Source organism: Vibrio wakamikoensis, assembly GCF_050337275.1.
In the GTDB taxonomy this organism is placed as follows: Bacteria; Pseudomonadota; Gammaproteobacteria; order Enterobacterales; family Vibrionaceae; genus Vibrio; species Vibrio chaetopteri.
The window spans coordinates 61,769-85,182 of sequence record NZ_JAKJST010000020.1 but is presented as its reverse complement, the minus strand read 5'-3'; the positions used below and the strand labels follow the sequence as shown (position 1 = coordinate 85,182).

Here is a 23,414-nt window from a genome sequence, read left to right as displayed (position 1 = left end):
CAATGTTGACCTCTTTGACATTGGCAAAGCTATTAAAACCATGGCTTGATGACAGCAGTAAACTGATGGCAAACGACACGCTCGGAGCCATCAATGTGTCTAACTTGGAGCTTGATAGCCGTGCTATTAAGCAAGGTGATACGTTTGTGGCGATCATCGGCCATACGGTAGATGGGCGTCTGTTTATCGAGCGTGCGATTCAGTCTGGTGCCGACTCAGTGATTGCTCAGGCCGATGCTGAGCACAAACATGGCGAAGTGACCCTTGTCGATGGCGTGCCTGTTGTTCATATTTATCAGCTCGACACTTTGTTGTCGGTGATGGCCGCGCGTCTTTATCAGTACAAGCAGCAAGTGATTGGTGTAACAGGGACGAATGGTAAAACTACGATCACCCAACTTATCGCGCAGTGGATTGAACTTGTCGGCGATAGAGCCGCCATCATGGGCACCACGGGCAATGGCTTCTTGAACGATTTGCAACAAGCGAAAAATACCACGGGCAGCGCTATTGATGTGCAGCGCATTTTATCTCAGCTTGATGCCCAGGGCGCGCAATACACGGCGATGGAAGTCTCCTCCCATGGCCTGGTTCAAGGTCGTGTGGCCGCTGTGCCTTTCTCACTAGGTATTTTCACTAACCTCAGCCGTGACCACTTGGACTATCACGGCACGATGGAAGGTTATGAAGCGGCCAAGAAACTCCTATTTACCGGGCATCACTGCGAGCATGCGGTGTTGAATGTCGATGACGAAGTGGGTCGCCGCTGGCTTTCGGCGCGCAGCGATGCCATTGCTGTGTCTGTTGAAGGGCGCCAGCTAGGCGCAAAGGGCGTTTGGGCAACATCGGTTGAATATAGTGACGGCGGCATCTCTTTAGAATTTGATGGTTGCTTTGGCAGTGGCAAGCTCAATGCTCCGCTGATTGGTCAGTTCAATGCGAGCAATGTGTTGCTGGCGTTTTCTGCTCTGTTGGCGCTTGGTTTTGATAAACAAGCACTAATGGATACAGCATCCAAGCTACAACCTGTACTTGGTCGTATGGAGCTGTTTCAAGCGGATGATAAACCAAAGCTGGTGGTAGATTACGCTCACACCCCAGATGCGTTAGAGAAAGCCTTGCAGGCACTTCGCGTGCATTGTGATGGCCAGCTTTGGGTTATTGTCGGCTGCGGTGGTGACCGAGACAAAGGTAAACGTCCAATGATGGCCTCTATCGCTGAGCAGTTAGCGGACAAGGTGATCTTAAGCGATGACAACCCACGCAGTGAAGATCCTAAAGCGATTGTCGAAGATATGCTGGCGGGAATGAGTGCGCCAGAGGTCGCATTTGTTGAGCATCAACGTTTTAATGCGGCTCAGCTAGCGGTGAAGCACGCGAGTGCTTTCGACATCATTCTACTTGCCGGTAAAGGGCACGAAGACTACCAAGTGATTGGCAATGACAATGTCCACTATTCAGACCGTGAAACGGCAGCACAGTTACTAGGACTGACGTTATGATTGAACTCAAATTAACGGATATCGCGACCATTGTTGACGGACAGCTAGTGGGTGAAGATATAAGTATCACAGATGTCACCACAGACACGCGAGCCATCGAACCGGGTGCGCTGTTTATTGCTTTGGTTGGTGAACGTTTTGATGCCCATGATTTTGCTGAGCAAGCGGCAGAGAAAGGCGCAGCAGCGCTAATTGTTGAGCGAGAGTTGGATGTCGCCATTGCTCAAGTCGTGGTTGCCGATAGTAAACAAGCCTTGGGTAAACTGGGGGCGGAAGTTCATAAGCGCTGCCAAACCCAAACGATTGCCATTACAGGCAGCTGCGGTAAAACGACAGTTAAAGAGATGATTGCCAGCATTTTGTCTAGCAAAGGGCAGGTGCTGTATACCGCGGGTAACTTTAATAATGATATCGGCGTGCCATTAACTTTGCTTCGCTCAACACCCCAAGACGACTTTGCAGTGATTGAACTGGGTGCTAACCATATCGGTGAAATTGCCTACACAACAGCGTTAGCTCAGCCGGAAGTCGCGCTGGTTAACAATGTGGCCGAGGCGCATCTAGAAGGTTTTGGCTCTCTTGACGGTGTTAAACAGGCTAAGGGGGAAATCTATCAAGGACTGCCTGCGGGTGGTATTGCACTTGTGAACCTTGATAGTGAAGGTGGTGACTACTGGCAATCGGTACTGAGTGACAAACAGGTTGTGCGTATTGCCAAACAGAACGCTCACGCAGACTTTTACGCCTCTGACATAACCTTGTCATCTCTTGGTAGCCCGTTGTTTACACTCCACACCCCAGTAGGCAACATTTCGATTGAGTTGACCATTATCGGTGAGCACAATGTGGCAAATGCAGTGGCTGCAGCCGCTTTGGCAACGCAAGTTGGTGCAACTCTCGAGCAAGTTCAACACGGTTTACAATCATTAAGTAAAGTGAAGCGCCGTGTTGATGTTGAGAAGCTTACCGAAACGCTCACTCTGATTGATGATAGCTATAACGCCAGTGTTCCCGCAATGAAGGCGGCGGTCGATCTGTTGGGGCAGTTTACTCAAACCCAGCGCTGGTTGATTTTGGGTAACATGGCAGAATTGGGGCATGAAAGCCTTGCACTTCACAAAGAAGTCGGACAACATGCTGCACCTTTCGCATTTGAACATGTTTTAACCTATGGTGAGGATGCGAAAGTAATCAGTGACCTTTGCGGTGGACAGCATTTTAAAAGTCACGACGATATGTTTGCGCATATCGAGCACACATTAACACAGTTAAACCAGACCTCTCATACCTTGTTGGTTAAAGGGGCGCTAAGTGCTGGCATGTTTACTATCGCCAATGCACTGAAGGAGAAATACACATGATCATTTGGCTTGCAGAATTACTACAGCCATACTTTTCTTTTTTTCGTCTGTTTGAATATTTGTCATTCAGAGCCATTGTCAGTGTATTAACTGCGTTAGGTATTTCTTTGTGGATGGGGCCAAAAATGATTGCCCGTCTACAAATGCTGCAAATTGGCCAAGTCGTTCGAAATGAAGGTCCGGAGTCGCACTTTAGCAAGCGTGGTACACCGACGATGGGTGGTATAATGATCCTATCGGCGATTTCTATTACCGTTTTGCTTTGGGCAGACTTGAGTAACCCTTATATTTGGGCTGTACTTGCGGTGCTACTTGGCTATGGTGCCGTTGGTTTTGTGGATGACTATCGCAAGGTAGTGCGCAAAAACACCGATGGCCTGATCGCTCGTTGGAAGTATTTTTGGCAGTCGCTGATTGCCTTGGTGGTGGCATTTGCTCTGTATGCTCACGGCCAAGACACGGCAGCCACACAGCTTGTAGTACCATTCTTTAAAGATGTAATGCCGCAAATGGGACTGTTCTACATTATCTTCACATACTTTGTGATTGTTGGCACCAGTAATGCGGTGAATCTGACCGATGGCCTTGACGGTCTGGCTATTATGCCAACGGTATTGGTTGCAGCCGGCTTTGCGGTGATTGCTTGGGCAACAGGCAACGTTAACTTCGCAGCTTATTTGCACATTCCTTATATTCCATACACCTCTGAGCTTGTGGTGTTCTGTACTGCAATGGTTGGTGCTGGACTTGGTTTCCTTTGGTTTAACACTTACCCTGCGCAAGTCTTTATGGGTGATGTAGGCTCGTTAGCACTTGGCGGCGCATTGGGTGTCATTGCCGTGTTGGTGCGTCAAGAGTTCGTACTGGTGATCATGGGCGGTGTATTTGTAATGGAGACGCTATCGGTAATCCTTCAGGTTGGCTCTTACAAGTTGCGTGGTCAGCGCATTTTCCGTATGGCACCTATCCATCATCACTATGAACTAAAAGGCTGGCCAGAACCGCGTGTTATCGTTCGCTTCTGGATCATTTCAATCGTATTGGTACTTATTGGCCTAGCGACGCTTAAAGTACGTTAATCAACAGGCTAGGGATCCTTGTTCATGGAACGTTGGCAAGACATTCAGCAAGTGGTCGTCGTAGGGCTCGGTATTACCGGGCTCTCCGTCGTTAATCACCTTCGTAAATATCATCCTACATTGACCATTCAAGTAATGGACAGTCGAGACAATCCGCCGGGGGCTGAGCAGTTGCCGCAAGGCGTTGCCCTACATACCGGCAGTTTTGAAGCCGATTGGTTGATGCAGGCTGACTTAGTGGTGTGTAACCCAGGTATCGCTCTAGCGACGCCGGAAATTCACGCAGCCATGGCAAACGGCGTCTCTGTCATTGGCGATATCGAACTGTTTGCTAGGGCAAATGACAAGCCAGTGATTGCCATTACCGGTTCAAACGGAAAAAGTACCGTGACTGATCTCACGGGTGAGATGGCCAAGGCTGCGGGACTTAGTGTCGGAGTGGGTGGCAACATTGGTTTTCCTGCGCTCGATTTACTTGAGCTTGATGCCGATCTCTATGTGCTTGAGCTATCCAGTTTCCAACTGGAAACGACGTCGTCGCTGAAAACGCAAGTCTCAACGTTTCTAAATCTTTCAGAAGACCATATGGATCGCTACGAGGGTATGGCGGATTATGCCGAGGCCAAGCGCAGGATCTTCTTACATGCTGAGCATGTGTTAGTAAATCGCGATGAGCCAGAGACTTATCCAACAGAGACGTCTCTAGCACTCTCGACATTTGGTTTTGATGCTAAGCAGTTCGGTATGCAGGTATTTGATGGACGCACTTGGTTGATGGATGGCGATGCTAAAATCCTCGCGGCGGATAAGCTGAGCATCGTGGGTAAGCACAATTGGTCAAATGCTTTGGTCGCTTGTGCGCTGCTCAAGCTAGCAAATATCGATTATCGTTCGGCATTGGAATGCTTGAAATCTTATCGAGGCTTAAGCCATCGCTGCCAAGTGGTGGCCGAACAAGCTAACGTGAAATGGGTTAATGATTCGAAAGCCACTAATGTAGCAAGTACGCTTGCCGCTCTGTCAGGCTTAGCACTCCAAGGAACGCTGTACTTGCTTGTCGGCGGGGTGGGGAAAGGCGCAGATTTTTCTGAGCTTGCTACGCCGCTTTCTCGACTCAATGTTCAGCTGTGCTGTTTTGGTCTCGATGGAGAAGCGTTTCTACCGCTTCACGATAGTGCGCGCTACTTTGCTTCAATGGACGATATATTGGCTGAGATCACGCCAAAATTGAAGCAAGGTGATATGGTCATGTTGTCGCCTGCGTGCGCCAGCTTTGATCAGTTTGCCAATTTCATGGCTCGCGGTGATCACTTTACCGATTTGGCAGAGCGTTATTCAGCGCAAGTTAGTTAACACGGATTCGTCACTATGTTTCATCAAATTCGACAACGCACCATGGGATGGATGACCCACAGTGCCCCAGATACGCTTTATGACCGACAACTGGTTTGGTTGGCGTTTGGGTTGATGGTGACGGGACTAGTGATGGTAACTTCAGCCTCGTTTCCGATCAGTTCTCGACTGACGGATCAGCCATTCCACTTTATGTTTCGCCACGCTATCTTTCTGGTATTAGCGCTTGGTACGTCGGCTGTGGTTCTGCAAATCCCTATCGCTAAATGGTTCAAATACAGTACTTATTTGCTAGCGATATCTATTTTCTTGCTGATTGTTGTACTCGTCGTCGGCAAGTCCGTTAACGGCGCGTCTCGTTGGATACCGCTTGGGCTGTTTAACCTTCAGCCTGCAGAGGTAGCCAAACTGTCGCTGTTCATCTTCATGTCCGGCTACTTGGTGAGAAAGCAAGACGAGGTCAGGCAGTCGTTTTTTGGCGGCTTTATCAAACCTATTATGGTGTTCACCACGTTTGCCATTCTATTGTTGGGACAGCCTGACTTAGGTACCGTGGTGGTGATGCTGGTGACTTTGTTTGGCATGTTGTTTATTGCTGGTGCCAAATTATCACAGTTTATTGCTCTATTTGTTGCGGGCGTCAGCGCGGTTATAGCGCTGATTTTGGTCGAGCCATACCGAGTAAGACGTGTTACTTCGTTTCTAGACCCTTGGGAAGACCCATTTGGCAGCGGCTATCAGCTTACGCAATCACTCATGGCATTTGGCCGTGGTAACTGGATGGGACAAGGGCTTGGTAACTCAGTGCAAAAATTGGAGTACTTACCAGAAGCGCATACCGACTTTGTATTTGCGGTGCTGGCTGAAGAGCTCGGGTTTGTTGGTGTCGTCTTAGTATTGATGTTGGTATTTGCACTGGTGATTAAAGCCCTGTATATCGGTAGGCGTGCGTTTGAAAAACAGCAGTTTTTTGGCGGCTATTTGTGTTTTGCCATCGGTATTTGGTTTGCGTTTCAAACCTTGGTAAACGTAGGTGCCGCAGCGGGCATGGTGCCAACCAAAGGTCTAACATTGCCACTGATAAGCTATGGTGGCTCCAGTTTGATTATCATGTCGGTGGCGGTATCGATACTGCTACGAGTAGACCATGAATGTCGACTGCTTCCGGACATTGAACCTGAGCCTGTACCGAGCAGCGAGCCTGAAACAGATAAGAAAAAGAAACAAGATGAAGAAAAATAAACGCTTAATGGTGATGGCTGGTGGAACTGGCGGTCACGTATTTCCGGGATTGGCTGTTGCGAAGCGCTTGCAAGAGCAAGGCTGGGAGATCCGTTGGCTTGGCACTGCAGACAGAATGGAAGCAGACTTAGTACCAAAGCACGGGATTGAAATTGATTTTATTAAAGTGAAAGGGTTGCGCGGTCAAGGCATTGCTAAACTGATTAAAGCACCGTTTCAGATCATCAGTGCGATTTTTCAAGCGCGCCAACATTTAAAGCGCTGGCAACCTGATGCTGTGCTCGGCATGGGGGGCTATGTCAGTGGGCCTGGTGGCATTGCGGCTTGGACTATGGGTATCCCTGTCGTCCTCCACGAACAAAATGGCGTCGCGGGACTGACCAACCAGTGGCTTTCCAAAATTGCCAAAAAGGTGTTCCAGGCATTTCCGGGCGCTTTTACTGACGCAGAAGTGGTAGGGAATCCAGTGCGCCAAGACTTATTAGACATTGAAGCGCCAGAAACACGACTTAACGGCCGTGATGGTGATATTCGAATTTTAGTGATGGGGGGCAGTCAAGGTGCTCGCATCCTCAATCACACGCTGCCACCAGTCATGGCTGCGCTGGGTGAAGGCTACACGATTCGCCATCAAGCAGGAAAAGGTAGCAAGCAAGAAGTCGCTGAGCTTTACCAGCAAAACCAAGTTAGTAAGGCTGAGGTGACGGAGTTTATTGATGATGTTAGCGAAGCGTATCAATGGGCAGACCTTGTGGTTTGTCGCTCCGGTGCACTGACAGTATCCGAGCTTGCTGCAGCCGGCGTTGGCGCTATCTTTATTCCATTTATGCATAAAGATCGTCAGCAGGCGCTTAATGGCGACCACTTGGTCGACTGCCAGGCTGCGTATATGATTGAGCAGCCCCAATTGAGCGTGGAAAAACTGACTGAACAGATACGTAGCTTAGACCGAACGCAGTTAAAAACGCTGGCCATTAATGCCCGACAAGCGGCTAAGCTCGATGCGGATACACGCGTCGCGAAAGAAATTATCGAATTAACAAAATAGATTAACGAGACAGACTCATGACACAGCAACAAACACCAGACTTAGCGCAGATCCGTGCCTTGATACCTGAAATGAGACGCGTGAAGTGTATTCACTTTGTCGGTATCGGCGGCGCGGGTATGAGTGGTATCGCAGAGGTGCTACTGAACGAGGGGTATCAAATTACCGGCTCTGATATTGCTGAGAATGCTGTGACAGCGCGCCTGACGCAAAAGGGGGCGACTGTCTTTATTGGCCATGCTGCTAGTAATATTGATCTTGCGAGTGTGGTAGTAGTGTCTACTGCGATTGATCCTGAAAACCCTGAGTTAGTTGCGGCGAAAGAATTGCGAATCCCAGTGGTTCGCCGTGCTGAAATGCTTGCTGAGCTGATGCGTTTTAGACATGGTATTGCCGTTGCGGGGACGCACGGAAAAACCACGACCACAGCGCTGGTTACGCAAATCTATTCAGAAGCGGGCATGGATCCAACCTTCGTTAACGGTGGCTTGGTGAAAAGTGCCGGCACGAATGCCCGCTTGGGCTCAAGCCGTATCCTGATTGCCGAAGCTGATGAAAGTGATGCGTCGTTCCTACACCTTCAACCAATGGTCAGCATCGTCACCAATATTGAAGCTGACCACATGGATACCTATGGTGGTGATTTCGATACGCTCAAACAGACCTTTATCGACTTTTTACATAACCTGCCGTTTTACGGACAGGCCGTAATGTGTGTTGACGACCCAGTGGTTCGTGAGCTGATTCCAAGTGTTAGTCGTCAAGTGATTACTTACGGTTTTTCAGAGGATGCGGACGTACGTATTGAGAATTATCGCCAAGAAGGGCAGCAAGGTAAGTTTACCGTTGTCAGAAAAGGCCGAGATAATCTTGAGATTACCCTGAATATTCCGGGAGAACACAATGCGTTGAATGCGTCTGCTGCTATTGCTGTCGCGACCGAAGATAATATTAGTGATGAGGCCATCGTTAAGGCGATGCTTGGTACTGAAGGTACAGGACGTCGTTTCGAGCATTTAGGCGAATTTGAAACGGGTAATGGCCGTGTCATGTTGGTCGACGATTATGGTCACCATCCAACAGAAGTGGACGTCACCATCAAAGCGGCGCGTAATGGTTGGGCGGATAAACGACTGGTGATGGTGTTCCAACCGCACCGTTATAGCCGTACTCGTGACCTTTACGATGATTTTGCCAATGTACTGGAGCAGGTAGATGTACTGGTGATGCTGGATGTGTATTCGGCTGGAGAAGCTCCAATTGTTGGCGCTGATGGCCGCTCACTGTGCCGTACTATTCGTACTCGCGGCAAGCTTGATCCAGTTTTTGTTCCAGAAATGAATGGTTTACCATCAGTTTTATCCAATCTTTTGCAAGATGGCGACTTAGTCTTGACGCAAGGTGCTGGTGATATTGGTAAAGTGGCTAAGCAGCTTGAGAAGATGAAGTTAGATATCCAAGTGATGCAAAATAGCTAGTTTCTCGATTTTCGAGTGTATTGAATAATTTATGAGTTCGAATGAGCGATACAGTGAATTGATCGCCCATCCGAACTTTTTTGTTGTTTCAGTGCGCAAAAGCCTAGTTTTCTTGGGTTGAGTGTTTGATAGTTTGATATTGATTAGTATAATCGTTAGGTTAAGACCATTAGATTAGACTCTTATTCCACTATCTTAAGGAAAGGCGAAGAGAAGTTAATAAGGGACCAAAGAGTTTGACTGAAACTTCAGACAGCAGTGTAGAGCAAACGCGTCGAGCTTCCATGTTTTCACAACACGGGATCGGGGCGATTTTTTTATTTGCAGTGATCGCAGTCATCGGTTCAACGCTTTATTCCACCATTAGCTGGATGTGGGACGACCAGCGCCTTCCATTATCTAAGATAGTGCTACAAGGGGATCTAACTCATGTAGGTGCTAAAGATGTGCAGCATGCCTTTGCCAATTTGGAACATATTGGGACCTTCATGTCTCAAGATATCGATGTTCTTCAGCAAAGTGTTGAGCAAATTCCGTGGGTCTCGCAAGCATCGGTACGTAAACAGTGGCCAGATACAGTTAAGGTGTTTTTGACCGAGTACCAGGCTAGCGCAATTTGGAATGGCATCGATATGCTTGATATTCATGGTGTCGTGTTCAGCGGTGATGTTTCTGTGATTGAAGAACAGAAAGTGAAACTGTATGGCCCGATGGGTACTGAACGCTTTGTGTTGGATACTTATCGTGATAGCAATGCCAAGTTAGCGAGTTTAGGGCTAGCCATATCTTCGTTAGTGTTGAATGAGCGCCGGGCATGGCAAGTGATCCTAGATAACGGGATCCGTCTAGAGCTAGGCAAAGATGCACTTGATGAGCGCTTGCAGCGTTTTATCTCTTTGTATCGCGAACTGGGTGACAAGGTATCTCAAATCAGTTACATCGATTTGCGATATGACACAGGTGCAGCCGTCGGTTGGTTTCCTGCTGAAATGACAGCAGAAGGTAATCTTACGGAGTCGGCAGGGTAACTGGTTTTATGTATCGATAGGCATTAGCGTATCGATACTTAAGTTCAGTTAGGAATTGGGCAACCAAAGCGAGTTGTTCTCTGGGATTTGAGATAGCAAAACATAAGAGAGTACAGATGACGAAGACCACGGATGACAATATTATTGTCGGTCTTGATATTGGCACTGCGACCGTATCTGCGCTAGTCGGCGAAGTTTTGCCGGACGGGCAGGTAAATATCATTGGTGCAGGTTCTAGTCCTTCTCGCGGAATGGACAAAGGTGGCGTTAACGACCTTGAGTCAGTGGTTAAATCCGTGCAACGTGCTGTCGATCAGGCTGAGCTGATGGCGGAATGCCAGATCAGCAGCGTGTTTATCTCACTTTCTGGTAAGCATATTGCGAGTCGAATTGAAAAGGGCATGGGAACCATTTCTGAGGAAGAAGTGTCACAAGATGATATGGACAGGGCGATTCATACCGCTAAATCCATAAAAATTGGTGATGAACAGCGCATTCTTCATGTGATTCCTCAGGAATTTACCATAGACTATCAAGAGGGTATTAAAAACCCGCTTGGACTGTCTGGGGTTCGAATGGAAGTGAGTGTTCATTTGATCTCTTGTCATAACGACATGGCAAGAAACATCATTAAAGCGGTAGAACGCTGTGGACTCAAAGTCGAACAACTGGTTTTCTCTGGTCTGGCATCAAGTAATGCTGTGATCACCGAAGACGAGCGCGAGCTTGGTGTTTGCGTGGTTGACATTGGCGCTGGCACTATGGATATCTCCATCTGGACTGGCGGAGCACTGAGACACACTGAAGTGTTCTCTTATGCTGGCAATGCGGTGACCAGTGATATCGCTTTTGCTTTCGGTACACCTTTGAGTGATGCTGAAGAAATCAAAGTGAAGTATGGCTGTGCACTGAGTGAACTGGTGAGTAAAGACGATACAGTGAACGTTCCAAGCGTTGGCGGTCGTCCATCACGCAGTTTACAACGTCAAACATTGGCAGAAGTGATAGAACCGCGCTATACAGAATTAATGGGACTTGTTAATCAAACCATTGATAATGTTCAAGCTAAACTTAGAGAGAACGGTGTGAAGCACCATCTCGCAGCAGGTGTCGTCTTAACCGGCGGTGCAGCACAAATTGAAGGGGTTGTGGAGTGCGCTGAACGTGTATTCCGTAACCAGGTTCGTGTAGGCAAGCCTCTAGAGGTGAGTGGCCTTACGGACTATGTAAAAGAGCCGTATCATTCTACGGCCGTTGGATTACTTCATTACGCAAGAGACAGTCAGATTAATGACGACAATGATTATAACGAACCAAAGCGTCAATCGGTGTCGACAATCTTTGGTAAGTTGCGTAACTGGATACAAAAAGAGTTTTAACCTGAGTTGCAGGAAAACGGAGATAACAAATGTTTGAACCGATGATGGAAATGTCTGACGAAGCTGTCATTAAAGTAGTGGGTGTAGGCGGTGGCGGTGGTAACGCTGTAGAACACATGGTACGTGAGTCAATCGAAGGGGTTGATTTCATTAGTGTTAATACCGATGCTCAAGCACTACGCAAAACGAGCATCAACCACGTTATTCAAATTGGCGGCGATATCACAAAAGGCTTGGGCGCGGGTGCAAACCCTCAAGTTGGACGTGATGCAGCTCTTGAAGACAAAGAAAGAATTAAAGAAAGCATTACTGGTGCCGATATGGTATTTATCGCAGCTGGTATGGGCGGTGGTACCGGAACCGGTGCAGCTCCAGTAATTGCTGAAGTCGCGAAAGAGTTAGGCATTCTTACCGTCGCAGTGGTCACGAAACCATTTAGCTTCGAAGGTAAAAAGCGTCTTTTATTCGCAGAGCAAGGTATTGAAGAGTTATCAAAGCACGTTGACTCTTTGATCACGATTCCAAACGAAAAGCTTCTGAAAGTACTAGGCCGTGGCGTTACGCTACTGGAAGCGTTTGCAAGTGCAAACGACGTACTGAAGAATGCGGTTCAAGGTATCGCAGAATTGATTACTCGCCCAGGCATGATTAACGTCGACTTTGCGGACGTACGTACCGTGATGTCAGAGATGGGTCATGCAATGATGGGTAGCGGTGTTGCTAAAGGTGAAGATCGTGCAGAAGAAGCGGCAGAGATGGCAATTTCTAGCCCACTTCTAGAAGACATCGATCTAGCAGGTGCACGTGGTGTGCTTGTGAACATCACTGCTGGTCTTGATATGCGTCTAGACGAATTCGAGACGGTTGGTAACACAGTGAAAGCCTTTGCGTCTGACAATGCAACGGTTGTTATCGGTACTTCTCTAGACCCAGACATGAGCGACGAAATTCGCGTGACTGTGGTTGCGACGGGTATTGGCAACGAACGTAAGCCAGATATTACGCTAGTCGCAGGCGGTAAAACGCCAGTGACGGCAAGTCAGCCCCAACAGTCAACTCAAGCACCAGCTGCAAAAGTAGAGGACAAGGTGGCACAATCTTTGCCTGTAAATAATCAGGAGAAGGTTGAGGTGAACACGCCGAATACTGCAAGCTCTGCACCTGTGTCGAGCGGCAATACCAGCGCAGCACCTAAGCCTGAGAAGGAAAGTGGCTACTTAGACATTCCAGCATTTTTGCGTCGTCAGGCAGATTGATAATCTGCGTGAATTTGACATAGCTCAAATTTCTGGTAGGATTCGCGGTTGGTTACATAATCAACCGTGATATGTAGCGTAGATTAAGAGGTTTGTAGATGATCAGACAACGTACGCTTAAAGAAATAGTGACTACTGTAGGAGTGGGTCTCCACTCTGGCCGTAAAGTAACACTAACTTTGCGTCCTGCGGCTGCGAATACTGGTGTTGTATACCGTCGTACTGACGTGAATCCGCCTGTGGATTTCCCTGCGGATCCTCTTTCTGTACGTGACACTATGTTATGTACTGCGCTTGTTAACGATGAAGGCATCCGTATTTCTACGGTTGAGCACCTAAATGCGGCTCTGGCTGGCATGGGTATCGATAACATTATCGTTGAAGTTGATGCACCTGAGATCCCAATTATGGATGGTAGCGCAAGCCCATTCGTATACCTGCTACAACAAGCGGGCATTGAGACTCAAAATGCACCAAAACGATTCATTCGTATCAAGAAAACTGTACGTTTTGAAGATGGTGACAAGTGGGCTGAGTTCCGTCCATTTAACGGCTTCCGCATGGATTTCGAGATTGATTTCAACCATCCTGCAATTGATGCAGATGAGCAGCACTTACTGTTCGATTTTTCTTCACAAGGCTTTGTGAAAGAGATTTCTCGTGCAAGAACGTTTGGCTTCATGCGTGACATCGAATATCTGCAATCTAAGAACCTTGCGCTTGGCGGAAGTTTTGATAATGCAATCGTACTTGATGACTACCGTATTCTTAATGAAGATGGCCTTCGTTTTGATAATGAGTTTGTGACTCATAAAGTTTTAGATGCGATTGGTGACCTTTATATGGCAGGTCATGCCATCATTGGTGAGTTTGCTGCTTACAAATCTGGCCACGGCTTGAACAACCAACTGCTTCGTGCGGTACTGGCGGATCAAGAAGCGTGGGAGTGGACGACCTTTGAAGAAAAAGAAGGTTCTCCAGTTGCGTTTGCAGATCCGAGCATGGTTTTGGCGTAATCCAATCCTCCTCATTGAGAAAAATCAGGCCTAGCGCCTGATTTTTTTGTATCTGTGATTTGGCTTTTTAGTTTGAATCGCTTTCGCAAATTGAGAGTCAATTAGGTGGCAAAAGCTTGCCAAGTACTTTCAGGATCGCGACGATCTCTTGCCGATCGTAGGGATCTTTCCTCGATATTTACCTCAACCACTTCGGCGAAATACTAAAGTAGGCGGCGTTTACGCAGTTTAAGTTTGCAAATTTGAGCGGCGCTATCTTTATCAAATGCCGTTCTTTTCAGCGACAATATCCACCTTATAGCGGGTTTATTCTTCAAAACTTCCAAACACATCAAACTAATTACGGTTAGTTTCGATAGATGCTTGGTTGTTGGGTCAAAAATTCCTTAAACTATGTGCCATTAATTGGTATGTCTGCCTTGAATTCTAGCCGCTTGAACTCAATATCAGTTGGTATAGATTTTATCTCAGTTAGGTCGCTTGGCCTTAGTAGAGACGGAAGGCAATTTTAATAGGTCGAAATGATCTAATGGTAGAGAGAACAAAAACACAATGATTAGTAACCTACTGACAAAGGTCATTGGTAGTCGCAACGACAGAACACTGCGTCGACTAAGAAAAATCGTAAAACAGATCAATAACTACGAGCCGCAGTTCGAAGCGTTGTCTGACGAAGAACTAAAAGCGAAAACGGTTGAGTTTCGTGAGCGTTTGGACAAAGGTGAAAACCTAGACCAAATCCTGCCAGAAGCATTTGCAACTGTTCGTGAAGCATCTAAGCGTGTATTCGGCATGCGTCACTTCGATGTTCAGCTTATCGGTGGCATGGTTCTTAACTCTGGCCAAATCGCAGAGATGCGTACTGGTGAAGGTAAAACGCTAACGGCGACACTACCTGCGTACCTAAACGCTCTACCAAGTAAAGGCGTTCACATTGTTACCGTGAACGACTACCTTGCGAAACGTGATGCGGAAACCAACCGTGCATTGTTTGAATTCTTAGGTATGACCGTTGGCATTAACGTGCCAAACATGCACCCTCAAGAGAAGAAAGACGCATACCAAGCAGATATTCTATACGGAACAAACAACGAGTTTGGTTTCGACTATCTACGTGACAACATGGCTTTCCGCGTTGAAGATCGTGTTCAACGTGAACGTTTCTTTGCTGTTGTCGATGAAGTGGACTCGATCTTAATCGATGAAGCGCGTACACCGCTAATTATCTCTGGTCCAGCCGAAGATAGCTCTGATCTTTACACTCGCATCAACACCTTGATTCCTCACCTTGAGCAACAAGATCAAGAAGATTCGGAAGAGTATCGTGGTGACGGCCACTACACAGTGGACGAGAAGTCTAAGCAAGTGCACCTAACAGAAACCGGTCAGGAATTTGTTGAAGAACTGCTTATCAAGAATGGCATGATGGAAGAGGGCGACACTCTCTACTCGCCAACTAACATCAGTTTGCTACACCACGTGAATGCGGCGCTTCGTGCTCACGTACTGTTTGAAAAGAACGTTGACTATATCGTGAACGAGCAAGGTGAAGTGGTTATCGTTGATGAACACACCGGCCGTACTATGCCGGGTCGCCGCTGGTCTGAAGGCCTTCACCAAGCCGTTGAAGCAAAAGAAGGCGTTAAGATCCAAAACGAGAACCAAACGCTGGCATCGATTACCTTCCAGAACTTCTTCCGTTTATATGACAAACTGTCAGGCATGACAGGTACGGCTGATACTGAAGCATTCGAATTTCAATCTATCTACGGCCTAGAGACAGTGGTTATCCCAACCAACAAGCCTATGGTTCGTAATGATATGCCGGATGTGGTTTATCGTACAGAAGTGGAAAAATTCAACGCCATCATTGAAGACATCAAAGAGCGCACGGCAAACGGTCAGCCAAGCCTAGTGGGTACGGTATCGATTGAGAAATCAGAGCTATTGTCTAACGCCCTTAAGCAAGCGAAGATCAAACACAACGTACTGAATGCGAAATTCCACGAAAGAGAAGCGGAAATCGTAGCTGAAGCGGGTACGCCAGGCGCGGTAACTATCGCGACTAACATGGCAGGCCGTGGTACCGATATCGTGTTAGGTGGTAGCTGGCAAGCGAAGGTTGAGCAGCTAGACAACCCATCACAAGAGCAGATTGACGCGATTAAAGCGGAATGGAAAGTGATTCATGACCAAGTGCTAGAAGCCGGTGGTCTACACATCATCGGTACTGAGCGTCACGAATCTCGTCGTATCGATAACCAGCTTCGTGGTCGTTCTGGTCGTCAGGGTGATGCGGGCTCTTCACGCTTCTACCTATCGATGGAAGATCAACTGTTGCGTATCTTTACCTCTGATCGTATGGCAAGCCTAATCCAAAGCGGTATGGATGAAGGTGAAGCGATTGAAAGTAAGATGCTGTCTCGCTCAATAGAAAAAGCACAGCGTAAAGTGGAAGGTCGTAACTTCGACATCCGTAAACAGCTTCTTGAATACGATGATGTGGCGAACGACCAACGTAAAGTAGTGTACGAGCTGCGCGACGAGCTAATGACTGCTGATGACATCAGCGAGATGCTAGAGCAGAACCGTAGTGATGTGTTCACGTCTGTTATTGATGAATACATTGCTCCGCAATCGCTAGAAGATATGTGGGATACAGAAGGCCTTCAAGAGCGTCTTAAGAATGACTTTGACCTTGATCTGCCGATCAAGTCTTGGTTGGAAGAAGACGACAAGCTCTACGAAGAAGCGCTTCGTGAGAAGATCTTGGATACTGCAGTAACGGTTTACCAGCAGAAAGAAGAGACGGTTGGCGCGCAAGTACTGCGCAACTTCGAGAAATCTGTGATGCTACAAACGCTAGACACGCTTTGGAAAGAGCACCTAGCGGCGATGGATCACCTACGTCAAGGTATCCACCTACGTGGTTATGCTCAGAAGAACCCGAAACAAGAGTACAAGCGTGAGTCGTTTGAGTTGTTCGAGCAACTGCTAGATTCTCTGAAATTTGACGTGATCACGATTCTTTCTAAAGTACGTGTACAGCAGCAAGAAGAAGTGGAGCGTATGGAAGCTCAGCGCCAAGCTCAAGCCGAAGCGGCAGCGGCAAAAGCGCAAGCGCAGCATGCCAATGCTGAAAATCAGCTAGCCGATAATTCAGAGCAAGCGGAGGATGGTTCACAACAACCTATGGTGCGTGAAGAGCGTAAGGTAGGCCGCAACGAACCATGCCCATGTGGAAGCGGTAAGAAGTATAAGCAATGTCATGGTAAGATCAACTAAGACACGATGCTGAAGAAAAGAGTCGCGCTATGCGGCTCTTTTTTTATGCGTAACTTCTTTTTTATGCATAGCTTCTGCGCGAGTAACAAAAACAATAATGAGGAAAGTAGAGTGAAACGCATTCATATCGTTGCCGCAATCATTTTCAATCAAGATAAATCTCAAATCTACATTACGAAAAGACCGGACAATCTGCATAAAGGCGGTTTTTGGGAGTTCCCTGGTGGTAAAGTTGAAACCGGAGAAACCATTAGCGAGGCTATCATTCGTGAGCTTTACGAAGAGATTGATATCACAGTGACCGAGCAAACCGTGTTTGAGCATCTGCTGCACGACTACCCAGAGAAGTCACTGGAGTTTGACTTTATTTCGGTCACTGCCTTCGAAGGTACTCCGTTTGGAAAAGAAGGACAGGAAGGTCGATGGGTAATGATCAGTGAGTTGGCTGACTATGCCTTCCCAGAAGCCAACGTGCCAGTGTTGAATAAAGTGATAGAAAAATTCAGCTAAATCCCCTTAGGTGCTAGCAGCCCCAAAGGCTTTACGTTACATTGGTAGCAACAAAAAACGGTAGCAACACAAAACAACGGAGAATAGCGCAATGGTAAGAATTGCGATTGCAGGAGCAGCGGGCCGAATGGGTCGCAACCTAGTAAAAGCAACATTTCACAACAAACAAGCGACCGTGGGAGCGGGCTCAGAGCGTCCTGAGTCTTCACTCGTTGGTGTTGATGTTGGCGAACTATGTGGTGAGGGGCGTTTTGATGTCGCGCTTGTAGACGATTTAACAAAGTCGATTGAAGACTTCGATGTGATTATCGACTTTACCGCACCAAAAAGTACCCTTGCGAACCTCGAGCTGTGTAAACAACACGGCAAAAAAATGGTGATTGGTACCACTGGCTTTAGCGATGAAGAGAAACAACTTATCGATGAAGCGGCCAAAGTGGTTCCAGTGGTTATGGCTCCAAACTACAGCGTCGGTGTTAACCTCGTTTTCAAATTGCTAGAGAAAGCAGCGAAAGTGATGGGTGATTACTGCGACATTGAAATTGTTGAAGCACATCACCGCCATAAGGTTGATGCTCCATCTGGCACTGCGATTGGCATGGGTGAAGCGATTGCTGGCGCCATGGGTAATGAGCTAAACGATGTGGCAGTCTATGCTCGCGAAGGTATTACGGGTGAGCGAACTCGTGATGAAATCGGCTTTGCGACTATTCGGGCCGGTGACATTATCGGTGAGCACACCGCGATGTTTGCAGATATCGGCGAGCGTGTTGAGATTACTCACAAAGCGACCGATCGTATGACCTTTGCAAACGGTGCAGTGAAAGCCGCAGTGTGGCTCAACGACAAGCCTGCTGGTTTTTACACCATGACCGAAGTGCTCGGCTTAGATAGCATTTAAAAAAAGCGCCAGTATGGCGCTTTTTTTATACCCAAAATTGGGGTAGTGATTAGAAACAACAAATACATAAATATTCTAGAAACGATGGTCGGAACTACTATAAACACTTTGCGCCCCAACTTTCACAAATGGATGCAAACTGTACAGTAATTGTGGTTTTTGCTTATTTTTATGGGGATTATTTGTCGTTTTTTAACTTAAACCTCTATTTTTATATGTTTTGTCTGTTTGGCGATCGTTTGCGCAAATAGTTGTTGCAAATAACGGAGTGGGCTGACGGGTTTCTGCATCGAAAAACTATGCTTGCCGTTAACTGATTGAATTTGTCTTTGTAAATGTACATTTTTGGCGGTTTAAAACGAAAAATTCGCCAGCGACTATAAAAATTAGATTTATTTTTCCATGCTTGTTGACACAAAACGTCGGCATCATTAGAATACCGCCAATTTGTCTGAACTACCTAAAACCGCTTACTTATAGCGAAGAGGAAGGCAAATCTGCAATTTAATTTAAAATTTATGCATTTTTATTCTGGAGGTTGTCTTGAGTAAATCAGCACTGTTAGTCCTAGAAGATGGGACAGTGTTCCGCGGTGTTTCCATTGGAGCAGATGGTTTATCCGTTGGTGAAGTTGTTTTTAATACCTCGATGACGGGGTACCAAGAAATCCTCACTGATCCTTCCTATTCTCAACAGATTGTTACCCTTACTTACCCTCATATTGGTAATACTGGTACTAATAAAGAAGACGAAGAGTCTTCAGCAATCCACGCACAAGGCCTTGTGATCCGCGATCTTCCTCTTATCGCTTCTAACTTCCGTACTGAACAGTCACTTTCAGACTACCTTAAGTCTCAAAACATCGTTGGTATTGCAGATATCGATACGCGTAAGCTGACTCGTCTTCTACGTGAGAAAGGTGCTCAAAACGGTTGTATCGTTGCAGGTGATAACCTAGATGAAGCGCTAGCACTCGCTAAAGCGAAAGAATTCCCTGGCTTGAAAGGTATGGATCTTGCGAAAGAAGTTACAACAAAAGAGACGTATCAATGGAAACAGGGTTCGTGGACGCTCGAGGGTGGTCTTCCTGAAGCGAAAGACGACAGCGAGCTGCCATATCATGTTGTTGCCTACGACTTCGGTGCAAAACGCAACATCCTACGCATGCTTGTTGACCGCGGTTGCCGCCTAACAGTGGTTCCAGCGCAAACTTCTGCTGAAGACGTGCTTGCACTTAACCCAGATGGCGTATTCCTATCAAACGGTCCTGGTGACCCAGCGCCATGTACTTACGCTATCGAAGCAACAAAAGTATTCCTAGACAAAGGCCTACCACTCTTTGGTATCTGCCTTGGTCACCAAATCTTGGCTCTAGCGTCTGGTGCGCAAACAGTGAAGATGAAGTTTGGTCACCACGGTGCAAACCACCCAGTTAAAGACCTAGACCGTGACGTAGTAATGATTACCTCACAGAATCACGGCTTTGCTGCGGATGAAGAGACGCTTCCAGAGAACCTACGTGCAACGCACAAATCTCTGTTTGACGGCACACTTCAAGGTATCCACCGTACAGATAAGCCAGCGTTCAGCTTCCAGGGTCACCCTGAAGCGAGCCCAGGTCCACACGATGCAGCGCCATTGTTTGACCACTTTATCGACCTAATCAACCTATTTGTCTCAGACAAGAAAAGCAAAGCGTAATTCGGAGTAGTTGAGAATGCCAAAACGTACTGACTTAAAAAGTATTCTAATTCTTGGTGCTGGCCCAATCGTTATTGGTCAGGCTTGTGAGTTTGACTACTCAGGCGCTCAAGCGTGTAAAGCACTGCGCGAAGAAGGTTACCGAGTTATTCTTGTGAACTCGAACCCTGCAACTATCATGACTGACCCAGACATGGCAGATGCAACTTACATCGAGCCTATCCAGTGGGAAGTGGTTCGTAAGATTATCGAGAAAGAGCGTCCAGATGCAGTACTCCCTACGATGGGTGGTCAGACTGCACTTAACTGTGCTCTAGACTTAGAAAAACACGGCGTACTTGCTGAGTTTGGCGTAGAGATGATCGGTGCAACGGCTGACGCTATCGATAAAGCAGAAGACCGTTCTCGCTTCGATAAAGCAATGAAGTCAATTGGCCTAGAGTGTCCACGTGCTGACACGGCTAAGACTATGGAAGAAGCTTATGGCGTTCTTGATATGGTTGGCTTCCCTTGTATCATTCGCCCTTCTTTCACTATGGGTGGTACCGGTGGTGGTATCGCGTATAACAAAGAGGAGTTCGAAGAGATTTGTCGCCGCGGTCTAGACCTTTCTCCAACCAACGAGCTTCTTATCGATGAGTCGCTAATCGGCTGGAAAGAGTACGAGATGGAAGTGGTTCGTGACAAAGCGGACAACTGTATCATCGTTTGTGCGATTGAAAACTTTGACCCAATGGGCATCCACACTGGTGACTCAATCACTGTGGCGCCAGCGCAAACGCTGACGGACAAAGAATACCAGTTGATGCGTAACGCTTCTCTAGCGGTACTGCGTGAAATCGGTGTAGAAACAGGTGGTTCAAACGTTCAGTTTGGTATCAACCCGAAAGATGGCCGTATGGTTATCATCGAGATGAACCCACGTGTATCTCGCTCTTCTGCGCTAGCGTCTAAAGCAACAGGTTTCCCAATCGCGAAGATTGCTGCGAAGCTAGCAGTTGGCTTTACTCTAGACGAGCTAATGAACGACATCACGGGCGGCGCAACACCAGCATCATTCGAACCAACTATCGACTACGTTGTGACTAAGATCCCTCGCTTCAACTTCGAGAAGTTCGCGGGCGCTAACGACCGTCTAACAACTCAGATGAAGTCAGTTGGTGAGGTAATGGCGATTGGTCGTAACCAACAAGAATCTCTACAAAAAGCACTTCGTGGCCTAGAAGTTGGCGCGAACGGCTTTGACGAGATGGTTGACCTAGACTCTCCAGACGCACTATCTAAAATCCGTCACGAGCTGAAAGAAGCGGGTGCGGAGCGTATCTGGTACATCGCAGACGCATTCCGTGCCGGTTTGTCTGTGGACGGTGTATTCAACCTAACGCAAATTGACCGTTGGTTCCTAGTTCAAATCGAAGAGATTGTGAAACTAGAGAACGAAGTTAAAGCAGGTGGTTTTGCAGGTCTTACTGAAGACGTACTTCGCAAGATGAAGCGCAAAGGCTTCGCGGATGCTCGCCTATCGACTCTACTAGGTGTATCTGAAAGCGAAATCCGCCGTCTACGTGACCAGTACGAGATTCACCCTGTTTACAAGCGCGTCGATACGTGTGCGGCAGAATTCTCATCAGACACGGCTTACATGTACTCATCTTACGATGAAGAGTGTGAAGCACAGCCAACCGACAAAGACAAGATCATGGTTCTGGGCGGTGGTCCTAACCGTATCGGTCAAGGTATCGAATTTGACTACTGTTGTGTACACGCGTCTCTTGCACTGCGTGAAGATGGTTACGAAACCATCATGGTTAACTGTAACCCAGAGACAGTATCAACGGACTACGACACGTCAGACCGTCTGTACTTCGAACCTGTAACGCTTGAAGATGTACTGTCAATCGTACGCGTTGAAAAGCCAAAGGGTGTTATCGTTCAGTACGGTGGTCAAACGCCACTGAAACTAGCACGCGCTCTAGAAGCCGCTGGTGTGCCAATTATTGGTACTAGCCCAGACGCTATCGACCGTGCAGAAGACCGTGAACGCTTCCAAGTTGCTGTAGACCGTCTAGGCCTACTTCAGCCAGAAAACGCGACAGTAACAACGCTTGAGCAAGCGGTTGATAAGTCACGTGAAATCGGCTTTCCACTGGTAGTACGTCCTTCATACGTACTAGGTGGTCGTGCGATGGAAATTGTATACGACGAGCAAGATCTACGTCGTTACTTCAACGAAGCAGTGAGCGTGTCTAACGAATCACCAGTACTTCTAGATAGCTTCCTTGATGATGCAGTTGAAGTCGACGTTGATGCAATCTGTGACGGTGAGCGAGTGGTTATCGGCGGCATCATGGAGCACATCGAGCAAGCAGGCGTTCACTCAGGTGACTCAGCATGTTCGCTACCGGCTTACACGCTAAGCGCGGAAATCCAAGATGTGATGCGTGAGCAAGTTGAAAAGCTAGCGTTCGAGTTGGGTGTACGCGGTCTAATGAACACTCAGTTTGCGGTTAAGAACAACAAAGTTTACCTAATCGAAGTAAACCCACGTGCAGCTCGTACAGTGCCGTTTGTTTCTAAAGCAACAGGTGCACCACTTGCGAAAATTGCGGCGCGTGTTATGGCGGGTCAATCTCTAGAGTCTCAAGGCTTTACGAAAGAGATCATCCCACCATACTACTCTGTTAAAGAAGTAGTGCTGCCGTTCAACAAGTTCCCAGGTGTTGACCCACTACTAGGCCCAGAAATGCGCTCTACTGGTGAGGTTATGGGTGTTGGCGCAACGTTCGCAGAAGCTTACTCGAAAGCAGAACTAGGTTGTGGCAATGTTTACCCAGAAGGCGGCCGCGCACTACTGTCTGTTCGCGAAGGCGACAAGCAGCGTGTCGTTGACTTAGCCTCTAAGCTAACTAAGCTTGGTTACCAGCTAGACGCGACACACGGCACAGCGGTAATCCTAGGTGAAGCGGGCATCAACCCTCGTCTTGTGAACAAGGTACACGAAGGTCGTCCACACATCCTAGACCGCATCAAGAACAACGAGTACACCTACATCGTGAACACGACAGCAGGTCGTCAATCGATTGAAGACTCAAAAGTTCTACGTCGCGGTGCTCTTGCTGAGAAAGTGAACTACACAACAACGCTAAATGCAGCGTTTGCAACGTGTATGGCTCACACTGCTGATGCGAAAGTAGCAGTAACGTCAGTACAAGAACTGCACGAGCAGATCAAAAACGCATAATCGCGTAGCACAACAAGAATAGAGAGGTGAGCTA

At 47.5% G+C, this 23,414-nt stretch carries 16 protein-coding genes; all 16 read left to right on the top strand.

Going from position 1 to position 23,414, the window contains the following annotated elements; all coding sequences use genetic code 11:
- Positions 1–2: 2 nt before the first annotated feature.
- The gene (murE, locus tag L4C42_RS11740) at positions 3–1,502 is read left to right on the top strand and encodes a UDP-N-acetylmuramoyl-L-alanyl-D-glutamate--2,6-diaminopimelate ligase (protein WP_429760610.1); all 1,500 of its coding nucleotides are present in this window, start codon (positions 3–5) and stop codon (positions 1,500–1,502) included.
- Positions 1,499–2,863 carry a UDP-N-acetylmuramoyl-tripeptide--D-alanyl-D-alanine ligase gene (locus tag L4C42_RS11735; protein ID WP_429760608.1) on the top strand — a complete coding sequence of 455 codons (1,365 nt, stop codon included), beginning with the start codon at positions 1,499–1,501 and terminating at the stop codon, positions 2,861–2,863. The genes murE and L4C42_RS11735 overlap by 4 nt, the downstream gene beginning before the upstream one ends.
- The gene (gene mraY, locus L4C42_RS11730; protein WP_429760606.1) at positions 2,860–3,942 is read left to right on the top strand and encodes a phospho-N-acetylmuramoyl-pentapeptide-transferase; all 1,083 of its coding nucleotides are present in this window, start codon (positions 2,860–2,862) and stop codon (positions 3,940–3,942) included. The genes L4C42_RS11735 and mraY overlap by 4 nt, the downstream gene beginning before the upstream one ends.
- A gap of 24 nt (positions 3,943–3,966) precedes the next feature.
- Positions 3,967–5,295, top strand: a complete 1,329-nt coding sequence (murD, locus tag L4C42_RS11725; protein ID WP_353497852.1) for a UDP-N-acetylmuramoyl-L-alanine--D-glutamate ligase — start codon at positions 3,967–3,969, stop codon at positions 5,293–5,295.
- 15 nt (positions 5,296–5,310) lie between these two features.
- Positions 5,311–6,537, top strand: a complete 1,227-nt coding sequence (gene ftsW, locus L4C42_RS11720; protein WP_429760604.1) for a cell division protein FtsW — start codon at positions 5,311–5,313, stop codon at positions 6,535–6,537.
- A complete protein-coding gene (gene murG / locus L4C42_RS11715) occupies positions 6,524–7,585 on the top strand; it encodes an undecaprenyldiphospho-muramoylpentapeptide beta-N-acetylglucosaminyltransferase (RefSeq protein WP_353497854.1) in 1,062 nt (353 codons plus the stop codon). The genes ftsW and murG overlap by 14 nt, the downstream gene beginning before the upstream one ends.
- Positions 7,586–7,602: 17 nt before the next feature.
- The gene (murC, locus tag L4C42_RS11710; protein ID WP_353497855.1) at positions 7,603–9,063 is read left to right on the top strand and encodes a UDP-N-acetylmuramate--L-alanine ligase; all 1,461 of its coding nucleotides are present in this window, start codon (positions 7,603–7,605) and stop codon (positions 9,061–9,063) included.
- 284 nt (positions 9,064–9,347) lie between these two features.
- The gene (locus tag L4C42_RS11705; protein ID WP_353497856.1) at positions 9,348–10,091 is read left to right on the top strand and encodes a cell division protein FtsQ/DivIB; all 744 of its coding nucleotides are present in this window, start codon (positions 9,348–9,350) and stop codon (positions 10,089–10,091) included.
- A 116-nt stretch (positions 10,092–10,207) separates the two neighbouring features.
- Positions 10,208–11,470, top strand: a complete 1,263-nt coding sequence (ftsA, locus tag L4C42_RS11700) for a cell division protein FtsA (RefSeq protein ID WP_353497857.1) — start codon at positions 10,208–10,210, stop codon at positions 11,468–11,470.
- Positions 11,471–11,499: 29 nt separating this feature from the next.
- Positions 11,500–12,726: a cell division protein FtsZ gene (ftsZ, locus tag L4C42_RS11695; RefSeq protein WP_353497858.1), complete on the top strand. Its 1,227-nt coding sequence runs from the start codon at positions 11,500–11,502 to the stop codon at positions 12,724–12,726.
- A gap of 98 nt (positions 12,727–12,824) precedes the next feature.
- Positions 12,825–13,742, top strand: a complete 918-nt coding sequence (gene lpxC, locus L4C42_RS11690; protein ID WP_353497859.1) for a UDP-3-O-acyl-N-acetylglucosamine deacetylase — start codon at positions 12,825–12,827, stop codon at positions 13,740–13,742.
- A 552-nt stretch (positions 13,743–14,294) separates the two neighbouring features.
- Entirely contained in the window at positions 14,295–17,027 is a 2,733-nt protein-coding gene (gene secA / locus L4C42_RS11685; protein ID WP_353497860.1) for a preprotein translocase subunit SecA, read from the top strand.
- 111 nt (positions 17,028–17,138) lie between these two features.
- Positions 17,139–17,537, top strand: coding sequence for an 8-oxo-dGTP diphosphatase MutT (gene mutT / locus L4C42_RS11680; protein WP_353497861.1), 399 nt, complete (start codon positions 17,139–17,141; stop codon positions 17,535–17,537).
- Between the two features lie 91 nt (positions 17,538–17,628).
- Positions 17,629–18,438, top strand: coding sequence for a 4-hydroxy-tetrahydrodipicolinate reductase (gene dapB, locus L4C42_RS11675; RefSeq protein ID WP_112459857.1), 810 nt, complete (start codon positions 17,629–17,631; stop codon positions 18,436–18,438).
- 543 nt (positions 18,439–18,981) lie between these two features.
- Positions 18,982–20,139, top strand: coding sequence for a glutamine-hydrolyzing carbamoyl-phosphate synthase small subunit (gene carA / locus L4C42_RS11670; RefSeq protein WP_353497862.1), 1,158 nt, complete (start codon positions 18,982–18,984; stop codon positions 20,137–20,139).
- 16 nt (positions 20,140–20,155) lie between these two features.
- Entirely contained in the window at positions 20,156–23,380 is a 3,225-nt protein-coding gene (gene carB, locus L4C42_RS11665) for a carbamoyl-phosphate synthase large subunit (RefSeq protein ID WP_353497863.1), read from the top strand.
- Positions 23,381–23,414: the final 34 nt, after the last annotated feature.

What these genes read in the sequence shown, in the direction of transcription:
- murE (WP_429760610.1), top strand. Translation starts at nt 3, where the DNA reads ATGTTGACCTCTTTGACATTGGCAAAGCTATTAAAACCATGGCTTGAT.
- L4C42_RS11735 (WP_429760608.1), top strand. Translation starts at nt 1,499, where the DNA reads ATGATTGAACTCAAATTAACGGATATCGCGACCATTGTTGACGGACAG.
- mraY (WP_429760606.1), top strand. Translation starts at nt 2,860, where the DNA reads ATGATCATTTGGCTTGCAGAATTACTACAGCCATACTTTTCTTTTTTT.
- murD (WP_353497852.1), top strand. Translation starts at nt 3,967, where the DNA reads ATGGAACGTTGGCAAGACATTCAGCAAGTGGTCGTCGTAGGGCTCGGT.
- ftsW (WP_429760604.1), top strand. Translation starts at nt 5,311, where the DNA reads ATGTTTCATCAAATTCGACAACGCACCATGGGATGGATGACCCACAGT.
- murG (WP_353497854.1), top strand. Translation starts at nt 6,524, where the DNA reads ATGAAGAAAAATAAACGCTTAATGGTGATGGCTGGTGGAACTGGCGGT.
- murC (WP_353497855.1), top strand. Translation starts at nt 7,603, where the DNA reads ATGACACAGCAACAAACACCAGACTTAGCGCAGATCCGTGCCTTGATA.
- L4C42_RS11705 (WP_353497856.1), top strand. Translation starts at nt 9,348, where the DNA reads ATGTTTTCACAACACGGGATCGGGGCGATTTTTTTATTTGCAGTGATC.
- ftsA (WP_353497857.1), top strand. Translation starts at nt 10,208, where the DNA reads ATGACGAAGACCACGGATGACAATATTATTGTCGGTCTTGATATTGGC.
- ftsZ (WP_353497858.1), top strand. Translation starts at nt 11,500, where the DNA reads ATGTTTGAACCGATGATGGAAATGTCTGACGAAGCTGTCATTAAAGTA.
- lpxC (WP_353497859.1), top strand. Translation starts at nt 12,825, where the DNA reads ATGATCAGACAACGTACGCTTAAAGAAATAGTGACTACTGTAGGAGTG.
- secA (WP_353497860.1), top strand. Translation starts at nt 14,295, where the DNA reads ATGATTAGTAACCTACTGACAAAGGTCATTGGTAGTCGCAACGACAGA.
- dapB (WP_112459857.1), top strand. Translation starts at nt 17,629, where the DNA reads ATGGTAAGAATTGCGATTGCAGGAGCAGCGGGCCGAATGGGTCGCAAC.
- carB (WP_353497863.1), top strand. Translation starts at nt 20,156, where the DNA reads ATGCCAAAACGTACTGACTTAAAAAGTATTCTAATTCTTGGTGCTGGC.